Origin of the sequence: Micromonospora sp. NPDC048063, from assembly GCF_043202855.1 — a bacterium.
Lineage (GTDB): Bacteria > Actinomycetota > Actinomycetes > Mycobacteriales > Micromonosporaceae > Micromonospora.
Map to the genome: position 1 here is coordinate 323,748 of NZ_JBIDBG010000005.1, position 13,719 is coordinate 337,466.

Annotated in this window: 15 protein-coding genes; 3 read left to right on the forward strand and 12 right to left on the reverse strand. The window is 74.3% G+C overall.

Annotated elements, in window-relative coordinates; all coding sequences use genetic code 11:
* Window positions 1-128 precede the first annotated feature (128 nt).
* From ACGFZ2_RS16440 to ACGFZ2_RS16465, 6 genes are all read right to left on the reverse strand, one after another.
* Window positions 129-500, reverse strand: coding sequence for a hypothetical protein (locus tag ACGFZ2_RS16440; RefSeq protein ID WP_393454265.1), 372 nt, complete (start codon window positions 498-500; stop codon window positions 129-131).
* A gap of 240 nt (window positions 501-740) precedes the next feature.
* Complete coding sequence (locus ACGFZ2_RS16445) at window positions 741-1,670, reverse strand: STM4015 family protein (RefSeq protein ID WP_393454268.1); 930 nt, start codon at window positions 1,668-1,670, stop codon at window positions 741-743.
* Window positions 1,671-2,096: 426 nt separating this feature from the next.
* Entirely contained in the window at window positions 2,097-3,200 is a 1,104-nt protein-coding gene (locus tag ACGFZ2_RS16450; protein ID WP_393263984.1) for a magnesium and cobalt transport protein CorA, read from the reverse strand.
* A gap of 63 nt (window positions 3,201-3,263) precedes the next feature.
* Entirely contained in the window at window positions 3,264-3,947 is a 684-nt protein-coding gene (locus tag ACGFZ2_RS16455) for a class F sortase (RefSeq protein ID WP_393454271.1), read from the reverse strand.
* Between the two features lie 30 nt (window positions 3,948-3,977).
* The gene (locus ACGFZ2_RS16460) at window positions 3,978-4,466 is read right to left on the reverse strand and encodes a hypothetical protein (RefSeq protein ID WP_393263980.1); all 489 of its coding nucleotides are present in this window, start codon (window positions 4,464-4,466) and stop codon (window positions 3,978-3,980) included.
* A 465-nt stretch (window positions 4,467-4,931) separates the two neighbouring features.
* Complete coding sequence (locus ACGFZ2_RS16465) at window positions 4,932-5,306, reverse strand: hypothetical protein (protein ID WP_393454274.1); 375 nt, start codon at window positions 5,304-5,306, stop codon at window positions 4,932-4,934.
* A gap of 142 nt (window positions 5,307-5,448) precedes the next feature.
* On the opposite strand from ACGFZ2_RS16465, the gene ACGFZ2_RS16470 reads away from it, so the two are divergent.
* Entirely contained in the window at window positions 5,449-5,985 is a 537-nt protein-coding gene (locus ACGFZ2_RS16470) for a GNAT family N-acetyltransferase (RefSeq protein ID WP_393454277.1), read from the forward strand.
* 36 nt (window positions 5,986-6,021) lie between these two features.
* Here the strand turns inward: ACGFZ2_RS16470 and ACGFZ2_RS16475 are convergent, their stop codons facing one another.
* Complete coding sequence (locus ACGFZ2_RS16475; protein WP_393454279.1) at window positions 6,022-6,846, reverse strand: inositol monophosphatase family protein; 825 nt, start codon at window positions 6,844-6,846, stop codon at window positions 6,022-6,024.
* 261 nt (window positions 6,847-7,107) lie between these two features.
* Window positions 7,108-8,217 carry a hypothetical protein gene (locus ACGFZ2_RS16480; protein ID WP_393454282.1) on the reverse strand — a complete coding sequence of 370 codons (1,110 nt, stop codon included), beginning with the start codon at window positions 8,215-8,217 and terminating at the stop codon, window positions 7,108-7,110.
* A gap of 146 nt (window positions 8,218-8,363) precedes the next feature.
* Between ACGFZ2_RS16480 and ACGFZ2_RS16485 the strand changes: the two genes are divergently transcribed.
* Window positions 8,364-9,614, forward strand: a complete 1,251-nt coding sequence (locus ACGFZ2_RS16485) for a lycopene cyclase family protein (RefSeq protein ID WP_393454421.1) — start codon at window positions 8,364-8,366, stop codon at window positions 9,612-9,614.
* A 130-nt stretch (window positions 9,615-9,744) separates the two neighbouring features.
* Complete coding sequence (gene rnhA / locus ACGFZ2_RS16490; protein ID WP_393263971.1) at window positions 9,745-10,224, forward strand: ribonuclease HI; 480 nt, start codon at window positions 9,745-9,747, stop codon at window positions 10,222-10,224.
* Window positions 10,225-10,255: 31 nt separating this feature from the next.
* Here rnhA and ACGFZ2_RS16495 read toward each other — a convergent pair whose 3' ends face one another.
* From ACGFZ2_RS16495 to ACGFZ2_RS16510, 4 genes are all read right to left on the reverse strand, one after another.
* Entirely contained in the window at window positions 10,256-10,483 is a 228-nt protein-coding gene (locus ACGFZ2_RS16495; protein WP_393454285.1) for a hypothetical protein, read from the reverse strand.
* Window positions 10,484-10,532: 49 nt separating this feature from the next.
* On the reverse strand, window positions 10,533-10,769 hold the full coding sequence (locus tag ACGFZ2_RS16500; RefSeq protein WP_393454288.1) for a preprotein translocase YidC: 237 nt from the start codon (window positions 10,767-10,769) through the stop codon (window positions 10,533-10,535).
* Between the two features lie 79 nt (window positions 10,770-10,848).
* On the reverse strand, window positions 10,849-11,751 hold the full coding sequence (locus ACGFZ2_RS16505; protein ID WP_393454291.1) for a pentapeptide repeat-containing protein: 903 nt from the start codon (window positions 11,749-11,751) through the stop codon (window positions 10,849-10,851).
* Between the two features lie 151 nt (window positions 11,752-11,902).
* Window positions 11,903-13,582 carry a serine hydrolase gene (locus ACGFZ2_RS16510; protein ID WP_393454294.1) on the reverse strand — a complete coding sequence of 560 codons (1,680 nt, stop codon included), beginning with the start codon at window positions 13,580-13,582 and terminating at the stop codon, window positions 11,903-11,905.
* Between the last annotated feature and the right edge of the window lie 137 nt (window positions 13,583-13,719).

Here is a 13,719-nt window from a genome sequence, read left to right on the forward strand (position 1 = left end):
CCATTCTGGCCGACGGTCCGCCGCGACTGGCGTCCGGACCCGGCACGCGGGCGTCCGACCCCGGCGCCGTACGCCGACGGCTCGGTCCGCCGCCGGTTCGCCGCCGGAACACCGTCGTGCGGGCCGGGTCAGCGGCCGCTCGTCCGGGCTGTCCGCCGGTTGCCGAAGGACTCCATGGTCGTTGCCTTGCGGGCCGGTGCCTTCGTGGTCGCGCCGGCACGGGTCGCGGCGGCCTTCGCCGTCTTCTTCGCGGGCGCCTTCTTCGCCGGCGCGCCCGTGGCCGGCGCCTTCCGGGTGCGGGTGGGGGCCGCCGTGGCGGAGGTGGCCTTCTTCCGGGCCACCCGGGGCGTCGTCGATGTCGGCTTCTCACCCGGGGTCTTGGCCGCGGTCGTCCCGGTGGCCCGTTTCGTGGCCGTCGCCACCTTCTTCGCCGCCGCCGTCCGCTTCATCGGGGCCTTGCGCGCCCCGGTGGCCTTCCTGGCCCGTCCTGCGTCCGCCATCGTCGCTCCTCGGGAATCGGCCCTGGGCGCACCGTCTTCCCCCGGCCCCGGCGGTCAAACGCCGGCAGGTGCTGGGCGTCCGGCCGGCCGGTACACGCGGGCGCGTGGCGCGGGCCGGATCGGACCAGTCGGCGCGACGGAAATCGGCCCTGCCGGTGGGCCGATCGGTCGGTCAGGCTCGCAGGGACTTTCCCCGAGCGTCGACGGACTGGAACCCTCGCAATGACGACCGCCGACATGTCATCTGGGGAGCGCGACGTAGCGCCACCTGCTGTCGCCCGGGTCCTTCCTACCGTCGCTGAGGTCGATCTCGACCCCGGAAGGCTCCAGGGCATCCCGCAGCCGACGCATCATGGCCGCGCTGAGGTAGTGGTGCTGGAGGTCGAGCCACCTCAGGTGAGTGAGCGGCCGGCCGTTGAGAAGCGCCGCGGCGCCGGTGTCCGACAGGGCGCCCATGGACAGGGCCAGGGACCGCAACTGTGCGACGACGGGAGCCTCGGCGACCGCCGCAGCAATCTCGTCCTGCAGCATGCTGTTGAGCAGTCCCAGGTGACGCAGCGCAGGGAAGCGTTCGCCGGAGAGCAGCGCTGCCAGGTCAGCAACGGCGGTGTCGCCCCCGCGATCCCGGACTCCGAGCCACAGCTCCAGTTCCTTCAGCGCGGGCAACTCGGAGGCGCAGAGTCCGCGCGCCACCTGGACCGGAAGGCCAGCGCTCTCGAACTCTAGGTACTGCAGCGAAGTGTGGCGCAGCGGTGAGACGGCCATGCCTGGCCCGCCGCGCGCTTCGAACCGCTCCAGCAGTGGGTAGGCGCTCAGCAGGGGGGTCACATCGGTCTGCCGGATCCAGGAGATGTCGCAATCCTCGTAGGAGATGTCCCCGAAGTGAAAGGCTCGCAGGCCGGTCAGTCGGTCCGCTGCGGCGACGGCCAGGTCGAGAATGGGCGCGGGGTCGAACTCATATGCGTCCGCCCAGCCGCCGAATACCAGGGCTCGTACCCCGGCGAGGTCGACCGCCTGGAGGAACTGCTGCCACGTCTCCGCGAAGCTCTGGTCGCTGTCGCACCCGCCACCACTCACGCGCCATGCCACCGACGCTGCTTCCCGCAGGTCACCGTCACTGGTGAAGTCGACGACCGGTAGGCCGTGAAACGTGTCTAGGTCACCCGGCATGGTGCAACTCCTCAGTTGCTGTGTTCTCGGTCATCGCTTTCTCGACCGGCAGCGGCACGGGTCGCCTGGCGACCGGTCGTCGCCGGAGGACCGCCCGCGCGCATGCCGGACCAGCCAGGGCAGCAGGTGCCGGCGGGTCCAGGCCAACTCGGCGCGGAACACCTCGTGGCGCCGACGGCGCGGTGCGATCTCCAGCGGGCGCGTCCAACCGTCGTCGGTCTCCGGCAGCCCGACGGTGTGCGCGAGCGCGGCGGCGATCCGCTCGTGGCCGGCGCTGTTGGCGTGCAGCCGGTCGTCGCTCCACAGCCGCCATGTACCGCTGCCACATCACGTGGGCGAGGGTAGCGGCCGACGGTCAGGCCAACTCGCGAGGCCGCTGCCGGGGAATCTCCGGCTCGGCCTGACCGGGCGGGTGGCGACCTCCGGTCAGAGCCAGCCGGAGCGGCGGAAGAGGCGGTGCAGGGTGACCGCGACCAGTGCCATCAGGCCCAGCGCGGCCGGATAGCCGTAGCGCCAGTTCAGCTCGGGCATGGTGGCGAAGTTCATGCCGTAGATCCCGGCGATCCCGGTCTGGGTGGCGGCGATGGCGGCCCAGGCGGCGATCTTGCGCATGTCGTTGTTCTGGTCCACCGCGAGCTGCGCCAACCGGGACTGCAGGATCGAGTTGAGCAGGTCGTCGTAGGCGGCGACCCGGTCCACCGCCCGGGTCAGCCGGGCGTCCACGTCGACGAACCGGCGGCGCAGGCCGCGCGGCGGGTTGTCGGGGCGCTCGTCGAGCAGCGACCGCAGCGGCGCCTGCAACGGCTGCACCGCCCGCTTGAACTCCACGATCTCCCGCTTGAGCTGGTAGATGTGCTGGATGTCGGCGGACCGGTCGCGCGCGAAGACCGTCTCCTCGACCCGTTCCAGGTCCCGCTCCACGTGCCCGGCGACCTCCAGGTAGAGGTCGACCATCCGGCCGCAGACCGCGTACGCCACCGCCCACGGGCCCTCGGCGAGCACTGCCGGGCGGCGCTCGATGTCGGCGCGGACCGGGGTGAGCGCGCCCGCGGCGCCGTGCCGCACGGTGATGACGAAGCGGTCGCCGAGCAACACCATCACGTCGCCGGTGTCGATCACCTCCGAGGTGTCGGTCAGTTCGGCGTGCTCCACGTACCCGGCGGTGCGCAGCACCAGCAGGGTCACGCCGCCGTCGCGCCGCACCGTGGGGCGGTGGCCGTCGGTGAGCGCCTGCTCGACCGTCAGGTCGTCCAGTCCGAACGTGCGGCCGACCGCCGCCATCACCGCCGGGTCCGGCTCGTGCAGACCCAACCAGACGAAGGCGCCGCGGCTGCGGCGACAGCGGGCGTACGCGTCGGCGTAGTGCGGGCGACCCGGCTCGCGCCGTCCGTCGACGTAGACGGCGCAGTCCACCACGGCGTCCGGGTTGGACCGTCGCGGCTCCCGCTCGCGCTGCCCGGGGACCGGCCGGCCGAGCAGCCGGTCGAACACGGCCGACAACCGCAGCCGCTCCCTCACCCGCTGCGCCACCCGTCCACCTCCGCGTCGCCGGCATCCGCGCGGCCACCGTACTCGGGCCCGGCGAACCGTGGGTCACGGCACCCGGGTGGCGAAGACGACGACGTTGTCGACGTAACTGCCAACGCGCCGGTCGAACCGGCCGCCGCAGGTGATCAGGCGCAGGCCGGCCGCCCCGCTGGGGCCGTAGACCAGGTCGGTGGGGAAGCGGTCCTTCGGGTACGACGCGACACCGTCGACGGCGAACGTCGCGACGCTGGCGTCGGCGCGGGTGATCCGCACCGTGTCGCCGGCCCGGAGCCGGCCGAGGTCGAAGAAGACCGCCGGCCCGGCGGCGGAGTCCACGTGCCCGACGATCACCGCGTTGCCGGTCTCGCCGGGGCTCACTCCGTGCCGGTACCAGCCGGCGAGGGTGGGTCGGTCCAGCGGCGGCACCTCCAGGCGCCCGTCGGCGTCGGCGCCGACCGGGACGATCGGGGCCCGCACGTCGATGGCCGGGATCCGCACGTCCACCGGTTCGGCCCGGTCCAGCGGCGGCACCGACGGCGCCGGGGGGCGGGCCCCGGGCGGCGCGTCGGCGACCCCGGGCCGGGGCGGGCGCGGCGGGGCCGTCGCCACCCCGGCGGTGACCAGGGCGAGCCCGGTGGTGCCGAGCAGGGCGATGACCGCGACCGCCCACCCGGGCCTGCGCCAGCCCACGTTCCCACCTCCGTACGCGTTCGCCCGGGTGCCCGCTCCGGCGTTCACCGGTGCGGGCACCCGCCTCAGGATGGACGGCTCGGCCGTCGGTCAGAGCGTGGCGCCGGCCATGTGGCGTCGGCGGCGGGCCAGGATCAGGGCGCCTCCGGCGGCGGAGCCGAGCAGGACGCCACCGGCGGCGAGCGCGCCGGCCCCGTCGGTGCCGTCGCGGCCGCCGGCCTGGGCGCCGCCGATCGGGGTGACGGTGAACGTCGCGCTGCCGGCCGCGCTGCCGTCGCCGCAGGTCGCGGTCACCGTGTAGGTGCCCAGGGTGAACCCGGCGGTGAAGAGTTCCGCGCTCAGACCGCCGCCGGCCGCCGCCGTGGTGGACCGGACGTTCTGGTCGCGGTCGGGACCGGTGACGTGGAAGATCGCGTCGCCGGACTTGGGGTTGCACGTCGTCGCGGTGAGCACGACCGTCCCGCCGACCGGAGTGGTGGCAGGTGACACGACGGTGTCGGCCAGCGCGGCGCCCGGGAGCAGGAGCGTGCTGAGGCCCACGCCGACCGCCGCCGATACGAGAACTGTTGTGACCTTCATACGCGTCTTCCCTCACTTTTCGTCCGCTGACTGCGTGGGACGTCGTTCGGGTGGCCAACTCCGTGACTAGCACCGGTGTGACCAACCCTAGGAGGGTTGGACCCCCGATCCGGTGAAAATGAGAAATCCTCGTTGCCGTCACGTGTCCACCCCGGAGGCGGAGGGAGCAGCGGAAATGCCGGCACGGCCCGCCCGCGAGGGTTCGCCGGGGTCGATGCCGTCAGTGCCGGGCTGTCGGGGCTGGGTCGGTCTCGGCCCCGTTGCGGGGACGATGCGCGGGCGGGCCGGTCTCGTCCGCGCCGCCGCCCTGCGCGCATCGAACCGGTGGTGAGGTGTTCAACCTGCACGGAAAAGTGCCCTCCGGAACAGGCAGATGAGACCTCGAGAAATCTCGTCGTGCCAGCCCGGAAGGCACCTTCGCGACTCCCGGCCCAGCGGCCGGGCGGCCCTCAATAAGGGTCGAGGCTAACAGGTTGACGAACTGGAAATCCGGATCTTGTCAACGGTGCCGTACTGGGACAGGTAGAGCGGACTGTCCGGGCGGAGGCATATCTGCCTGCCATTGGTGAAGTGGAAGTAGGCGACGTCGTCGTTGCGGGAGTTGAAGGCGTAGGCGGAGCCACGGCTTGACGAGCCGAGAGTCTGCCAGGTGCTGGTAACGTCCTGATACGCCGCAGTCGGCCGCTGTGCCGTCCAGTCCCCGGGGGTGAGGTAGAAGCACACGCGCGGATAGGTGCACCCGTAACGAGTGCTGGCCTGGGCGGCCACCGGAACCGCCAGTGCGCCGGCGGCCAACGATGAGGCGACAACCGCAGCTGAGGCGACGACTCTCTTCAACATGTAATGGACCTCCCCGTGCGTACCGCCCCGTGGCAGTACGCATTTAAGGTGACATATGTAACTAATTATTGTCAACGGCGGCGTGCCGGTGTCGCGCGAATCCCGCGTGCCCGGTGTCGGCGGGAGCCGATAGGGTCGCCCGGTGACGGAGATCAGGACCGAACGGCTGCTGCTGCGGAGCTGGCGGGATTCCGACCTCGCCCCGTGGGCGGCGATGAACGCCGACCCCGAGGTGCGCGAGCACCTCGGCCCGCTGCTCAACGCCGAGCAGGCCGCCGCCTCGGCGCGGTCGTTCCAGGCCGACATCGACACGCTCGGCTACGGCTTCTGGGCCGTGGAGGTCCGCGACGGTGGCCGGTTCATCGGCTTCGCCGGCCTGGACCGCGTCGACGACGGGCTCCCGGTCAGCGGGGTGGAGGCCGGATGGCGGCTCGCCCGCTCCGCCTGGGGCCACGGCTACGCCACCGAGGCGGCCCGGGCCGTCCTGCGGTACGGCTTCGACACCGTCGGGCTGCCGGAGATCCTGGCGATCACCACCGCGACGAACGTACGCTCCCAGGCGGTCATGCGCCGCCTCGGCATGACCACCGACCCGGCCGACGACTTCGACGACCCGGACGTCGAGTCCGGCCCGCTGCGCCGGCTGGTCGTCTACCGCACCCGGGCGGGGGACCGCTGAGCGCCTGACGCGCCGCCCGGTCGGCCGGCGTGCCGGTCAGGGCAGGACAGCCGTCCGCTCCTGTGTCGCGCGGAACTGCCGGTCGACCAGGGCCAGCAGGGTGGCGTGCGTCTCCGCGTCCGCCGCGACGAGCAGCCCGCCGACGCCGGTGTGCAGGGGCTGTCCCCTCAGGCCGGTCACCACGCACCCCGCGGCCTGGCACAGGGCGATGCCGCTGGCGAAGTGCACGCTGTCCCGGACGTCCCGGTCGGTGACGTATGCGGCCCGCCGCCCGGCGGCCACCCACGCCAGCGCCAGCGTCGTGGAGAGCACCCGGGGACGGAACCGCGCGGCGAACTCCGGATCGGCGAGCAGCCGCAGCGCGTCGAACACGGAGGCGTTCGGGAACGGCGGGTCGAGGTCGACGTCCACCAGCCGCGACCGGGCCGACGGCACCAGGGCGTCGTCGACGCCGTCGCGGCGCACGTGGGCGCGGCCGCCCCCGACCCAGAACAGCTCCCCGGCGAGCGGGTCGGCGGCCGCCGCGGCGGTGATCTCCGCGTCGACGCGCAACGCCACGTTCACCGCGACCAGCGGGGTCCGCGCCGCGTAGTTCAGCGTGCCGCAGAGCGGATCGACCAGCCAGGTCCGGGCCGCCGAGCGGGAGCCGCTGTGCCCGCTCTCCTCCCCCAGCACGGCGTCGTCCGGCCGCGCACCGCGCAGGACGTCGAGGATGGCCCGCTCCGACTCCAGGTCGGCCACGGTGGCGAAGTCGCCGGGGCCCTTGTCGAACCGGTCCAACGTGCCGCCGTAGCGGGCCCGTACGACGGCCGCGCCGGCCTCCGCCGCGGCGATGGCCAGATCGGGGTCGGTGTGCGCCATGGCTGCACGGTAGACCAGCGCCCGTCGGCGTCGGCGGCGGGCGGGGCGGTCGGGTGGTGACCGCCTCGACAGGTCTGCCGATGGGTTGGTGGCGTGCCATGGGCGCTGTCGAGCTGCCCCGTCTGTAGGACCACCCCGTCGCATCACACTCCGGTCGGGCTGCGCGGCGCGGTGTGCCCCATCTGTGAGGGCAGCTCGACAGCGACCAGGCAGCGGCCCCGTGGTCCCGATCCTGACGTCGGTGTCCCAGACCTCTCGGCGTCAGTCCCGCACCGCGGGATCGGTCACCCAGCCGGCGAGCAGCACCAGCCCGGTGAACCGGTGCACGGCGAGGAACCCGAAGGGGCGGTCGACGTCGAGGCGCACCCGCCGCCGGCGCGCGGTGAGTCGCGGCGGGGCGGAACCCGCCCGCGTGGAGAGGGCGGTGACCACGGCGGCGCGGAAGCCCGTCGCGCTGAAGGTGGCCGTCGCGCTCTGCCGCGCCTGCGAGACGGACAGGAGCCGGGCGATGCCGGGGAAGTGGTCGCCGTCCCCGGTGGCGGTCGCCAGGCCGAACGTCGCGGGCCGCTCCAGCAGGTCGTGGTCGGCGGAGACGGTGAAGCCGACCGTGGAGACGTACAGCTCCGGCCGGTCGTCGTACGCGTCCACGACCTGTTCGGTGACCCCGGGGCCGGCGGCGGTGGGCAGCGCGGACGGCGCGCCGAGGCCGCCGATCGCGGCGGGCAGCACCTCCGCCGCCGTGCGCCCGGGCGGGCCCAGGGCGAGCACCACGTCGACGTCGGCGGTGCCGCGCACGGTCAGCAGGCTCAGCGGGCCGACGGCGGTGTCGGCGACCCCGAGCGCGTCGAGGTCGTGGCTCAGCCGGCCCAGCCCGGCGAGCCGGCGGCCCCGCCACGGCCCGCCGGCCGGCTCGCACCGGGCGTCCCGGAACGGCTCGGCCCACTCGGTCAGCAGCGACAGCGCGCTGGCCAGGACCATCGCGGTGTCCGGGGTGACCTGCACCGGCATCCGGGGTACCAGACCGTCGGTGTGGGTGGCGGCCCACTCGTCGAGGGCCCGCTGGTCCTGCGCCCCGTCGCCGGTCAACTCCCCGCGCATGGCCGCCGGCACCTCCCGCAGCCACCGCTCGGTCAGCCGGAGGTCCCGCCGCGCCCAGGTGGCGAGCGCGAGCTGGGTGGTGGGGGAGCGGTCCAGGTCGAACCGGGCCGGGTCGGGGGCGACCGCGAGCAGCTCCTCGCGGGCCGGGCCGCCGGCGTAGGGGCCGAGCAGCGCCAGCAGCGGGTACACGCCCGCACCGGACAGGACGGTCTGCTCCCCGTCCAGGCTGGACGCCCAGCGGGCGGTGAGGGCGTTGGCGGCCGTGGTGCTCATGGGGTGCGGACCCTCCGGTGGTGGCGACGGTGCCCGTCGGGCGACCGCCGGCACCCTACCGCCGTCCGGCGCCCGGCGGGTGCCCGCGACCGCCGGCCCGGCCGGCCGGTGGCCGGTCGTCGGGAAGGTGTGGCAGCGTGGTCGACGTGACCGCCTCCGCACCGTTGGACGTCGACCTGGCCCTGGTCGGCGGCGGCGGTGCCGCGTCGCTGGTGCTCGCCGCCCTGGACCGGCACGGTGTGCGTGACCTGCGGGTCGCCGTCGTCGACCCGGTCCACCGGCGCGGCCAGGACCGCACCTGGGCGTTCTGGGACCACCCCGGCAACGACCTGGACCCGCTGCTGGCCGCGAGCTGGCAACAGGTCGAGGTCGCGACGCCCGCCGGCCGCCGCGTCCTGGACCTCGCCCCGCTGCGGTACGCCATGCTGCGCTCGGGCCCGGTCTACGACCGGGCTGCCGAGGCCGAGCGGCGGCTCGGCATACGGCGGATCGTCGCGCCCGTCGACACCCTGCACGACGACGGCGGGCACGTCACGGTGCACGTGGGCGGGGGCCGGCCGGCGCTCCGCGCGTCCTGGGTGCTGGACTCCCGGCCCCGGTCGCCCCGCCGGCCCGGCCGCACCAACTGGCTCCAGCACTTCCGGGGCTGGTGGCTGGAGTCCGAGGCGCCGGTCTTCGACCCGGCCCGGGCCGTCCTGATGGACTTCCGCACCCCGCAGCCCGCCCGGGGCGTGTCGTTCGGTTACGTCCTGCCGGTCAGCGACCGGTACGCCCTGGTGGAGTACACGGAGTTCTCACCCGACCTGCTCAGCGACGCGGGGTACGACGCCGCGCTGGCCGGCTACCGCGACCTGCTCGGCCTCGACCCGGCGCGGCTGCGGGTGCGGGAGGTGGAGAACGGGGTGATCCCCATGACCGACGGCCCGTTCGACGCCCGGCCCTCGCCCCGGGTGGTCCGCCTCGGCACGGCGGGCGGCGCCACCCGGCCCTCCACCGGCTTCACCTTCTCCGCCATGCGCCGCCAGGCCGAGCAGGTCGCCGCTGCCCTCGCCGCCGGCCGGCCGCCGGTACCCGGGCCCGCGTACCCCCGCCGGCACCGCTGGATGGACGCGGTCGCGCTCCGGGCCCTGGACGCCGGCGGCGTCGGCGGGCCGGAGTTCTTCGACCGGATCTTCGACCGCAACCCGGCCGAGCGCGTGCTGCGGTTCCTCGACGGCGCCACCACTCCGGCGGAGGAACTGGCGGTGATGAGGTCCACCCGGCTGCTGCCGATGGTCGCCGCCGCTGCCGGCGATGTCGGCGCCCGGCTCCGGGACCGCCTCGACCCGGCTCGCCGGTCGGCGACGTGGACGGTCCCGCCGCCGGTGCTCGGCGGCCGGACCGACGTCGACGGCTGACGGCGGGGCGCGGTTGCCCTGGTGGGCGTGGCGGCCGGGCCGGCCCTCCCGTCCGAGGACCGACAGCCGCGACGCCGGGTCGGCTGCCCCGACGGCGGGAGAGCCGGTCGGGATTCGGTAGGTTGCCGACATGGCGGACGAGACGACCGGCAGGGTCGTGCAGATCTGGACCGACGGGGCGTGCAGCGGCAACCCCGGCCCCGGCGGGTGGGGCGTGGTGCTGCGCTACGGCGCGCACGAGCGGGAGCTCTGCGGCGGCGAGGCGACCCCGACCACCAACAACCGGATGGAGCTGATGGCCGCCATCCAGGCCCTGGAGAGCCTGACCCGGCCGGTCACCGTCGAGCTGCACACCGACAGCACGTACGTGCGCAACGGCATCACCAGTTGGCTCGCCTCGTGGAAGCGCAACGGCTGGCGGACCGCCGCGAAGCAACCGGTCAAGAACGCCGACCTGTGGCAGCGGCTGGAGGCCGCGTGCGCCCGGCACCGGGTCACCTGGCTGTGGGTGAAGGGGCACAACGGCCACCCGGAGAACGAGCGCGCCGACGCGCTGGCCAACCGCGGCATGACCGAGGCCCGCGCCGCCGCGGTCCCGGCCGGCCGCTGACCCGGTCAGCCGGCGGCCGGCGTCGCTTGCACTACTCGCGGTTCGGGTCGCCGGTGCCGGAGACGTCGGCCACGTCGTAGCCGGCGCGGCTGACCTCCCGGGCCGAACGCCGGTCCTCGGCCGGCAGGTCCGCGAAGTCGTCGCCGGTGTCGTCGGTGCTGTGCAGGGACTCACCCGGCGGACGCAGCGACGCCTGCATGGCGGTCGCGCCGTCCGGCTCGTCGGTGGCGGCCCGGTCGGTACGGTTCTGTTCGGTCATGCCGCCCCTCCTGCCCCCGTGGGGTGATCGCAAACGCCCGGTCCCGGGCTCAACGCGCCGCGTCCGGGTGACTCGGCATGCCGGACCCGCCGCTGGAACTGCCTGACGCGCCGCCCGCCACGCCGGATCCGTCGTCCTCGGTGACCAGGTCGGGCTTCGCCGTCGTGTCGTCCGGCGCCGGGACGTCGGTGTCCGCCTCGACCTGGACCAGCCGGGGCTGGTCGGCCTCGTCCTCGGCGTGCGCCGGGTCGACCGGCAGCTCGCCGTCGCGTGCCCGATACCCCACCGCTGCCTCCCCGTCGCCGCCGTGCCGTCCGGTCCCGGCTACCCGGCGCCGACGGGGTGAAACGTCGGCGGGAGTGGGGTCAGCGCCGCCGGGTGGGACGGCCGGGTCGCCCGGGGGCGCGCGGCGCGTGGCGCACCGGGGTGAGCGCCAGCGGTGACCAGTGCCCGGGGCGCGTCCGGCCGGGCGGCAGTGCGGTGCGCTGGTCGCCCCGGGCTGCGTCGAGCTGCGACTGGTGCAGGAACAGGCTGCCGGACAGGTCCGCGCCGCGCAGGTCCGCCCCGCGCAGGTCGGCGCCGGTCAGGTCGGCCAGGCCGAGGTCGACGCCGCGCAGGTCGGCCCCGATCAGCAGCGCCCCGCGCAGGTTCGCCCGCCGCAGGTCGACCCGGCGCAGGTCGACGCCGAACAGTTGGGCGCCCCGCCGGTCCGCACCGGCCCGGCCGCCCCGCGCCCGGGCCGCGTCCCCGGCGCGGGACAGCAGCGGGTTGACCCGCCCCCGGTACGCGTCCACGTCGAGCGCCCGCAGCGTCTCGGGGGGCTCCCGGGTCAGCCGCTCGGTCTCGGCGAGCGCGCCGGTCAGCTCGTCGCGCAGCGGGTGCGGCGGGCGCAGCGCGAGCGCCTCGGTCAGGTACCAGAGCAGCTCGTGCAGCGGCCGCATCACCGCGAACGTGTCGAACATGCTCGCCGCGGTCTCCGGCGCGTCGCGCCAGTCCCGGCCGCCGAAGGTGTGCTGGGCCACCCGCTGCCCGGCGCCGAAGCAGTCGAAGACGGTGCAGCCGGAAAAGCCCCGCTCGCGCAGGTCGGCGTGGATGCCGCAGCGCGAGTCGGACCCCAGGTTCGGGCAGGGGCGCCCGGCCGGCTTGTCGATGGCGAAGTCGGCCGACGCGGAGAAGGCGGGCGCGACGCAGCAGAGCCCGAAGCACCGGGCGCAGTCGGCGCGCAGGTCGTCCGCCGCCGACGATGACGACCGGGGTGTTTCCGACACGCTGACCGTTCTCCTGCCGATCGTGACCCTTCCGCTCGCCGGGACGCGGGCGGACCTCCCATTGTCCCGCGCGGCGCTGGTGGCCCGCTCGGCGGGCCGGGCCACCAGCGCAGAGCGCGCGTCGGGCCCCGCCCGCCCCGCCACGAAACGCTCAGACCCGGGTGACGCGTATGGCGTCCGCGACCACGTAGCCGGTGCCCGAGGTCCACCGGCTCACACCCACCTTGTTGCCGTCGCCCTGGGCGAGGGTGTAGGTGCCCAGCGAGGCCCATTTCCCGCCGTTGCTCCGCTGGTCGACGTGCACCGTCTTGTTGCCCGTCGAGGTGGCCACGATGTAGGGGGTGGCGGCGCTGTTGCCGGTGGACGCCGGGTACCAGACGTCGACCCGGTAGGTGCCGGTCTCGGGGACGTCGACCTTGTACCAGGCGACGTCGCTGGCGGCGACCGGGACGGCCCGACGGTAGCTGGTGCCGTACCGGCCGGTGAGGCTGGACGAGACGGCCCAGTTGCTGCTGGCGGTGAAGCGCCCGGCCGTGGTGTCGTCCACCACGGTGCTCCACGGGCTGAAGTACGTCGACCAGAGGTTGTGCGTCGGCCAGCTGGTCACCTGGCGGGAGGCGGCCCACAGCGCGCCGTCGATGTCGCCGTAGTTGAGGCCGGAGGGATCGTCGCGCTGGTTGAACAGCGCCGCCCAGCTCATGCCCTGGTAGCTCTTGACCAGCAGGGTGTAGGTGCCGGCCAGGCTGCCGGTGTGCCAGATGTTGTACTTCGTCCCGCCGCTGGTGGCGAAGGGGCGCACGGCCCAGCCGAGGCCGTAGTACCAGCCGTTGCCGTTCACGCCGGTCGACGGCACCGCGGTGACCTTGGCCAGCGAGGCGCCGTCGAGCACGCCACCGGCCCCGTCGAGCATGGTGGCCCAGCGGACCATGTCCACCGCCGAGGCGACCCACCCGCCGTTGGCGTCGCGCAGGCTCATGCTGAAGGTGCCGTACGGGGCCGGCACGATGGTGCCCGAGTCGTCCAGCACGGTGCGCCCGGTGTACTGCGACCGGTAGCTGACCTCGCCGGCGAGCCGCGTCAGGGCCTTCCCGTGCGCCATCCGAGTGATGCCCAACGGCGCGAGGAGCTTCTGCTTGACGTACGCCTCGTAGGACAGGCCGGTGACCTTCTCGACGACGCGGCCGGCGAGGAAGTAGCCGTAGTTGCTGTACGCCACGGTGCTGCCCGGGTTGTGTTGCAGCGGCTGGCCGGCCATGTAGCGCAGGACGTCCTCCTTGCGCAGCTCCAGCGGCACGCCCAGCGCCTGCGCGATGACGTGGTCCCGGCCGTGCAGGGGATCGAAGGTGAGGTCCCGGTCCCAGCCGCCGAGGTGCTGCAGCAGCCGCCGCAGGGTCACCTGCGGCAGCCTCGGGTCGACGGACTGCCCGGTCGGCGGGATGAAGTCCAGCACCGAGGTCACCGGGTCGTCGAGGCCGACCAGGCCGTCCTGCGCCAGCCGGAGCACCGCCGCCGCGGTGAGCGACTTGCTGAGGCTCGCGATGCGGAACAGTGACGTCGGCTGGATCGTCTCCGCCGAGTTGTTGCCGTAGCCCCGGGCCAGCACGAGCCGGCCGTTGTACGCCACCGCGAGCTGCCCGGCGCTGACACCGCGCGCCTGCATGAACGACTTCATGGCGTCGTCGAAGCTGCTCAGCCCGGCAACCGCGGTGCCGGTGGCGACCCACCCGTCCGCCGCCCGCGCCGGCCCGTGGAGCAGCGTGCCGGCACCGGCGGCACCGGCGCCGGCCGCGCCGACGAGCTTTCCGAACGTCCTCCTGCTGACTGCCCGCACGACATCTCCCCGTGTAGTTGATCTAGCTGGGGAGACCCTACAAGAGGATTCGAGATTGGACAGTCCGGTCGACGGCCGTCACGCCACTTTCGCACCGACCGCCAGTCGTGGGAGGTGAGCGCGTTGGCCTGCGGTCC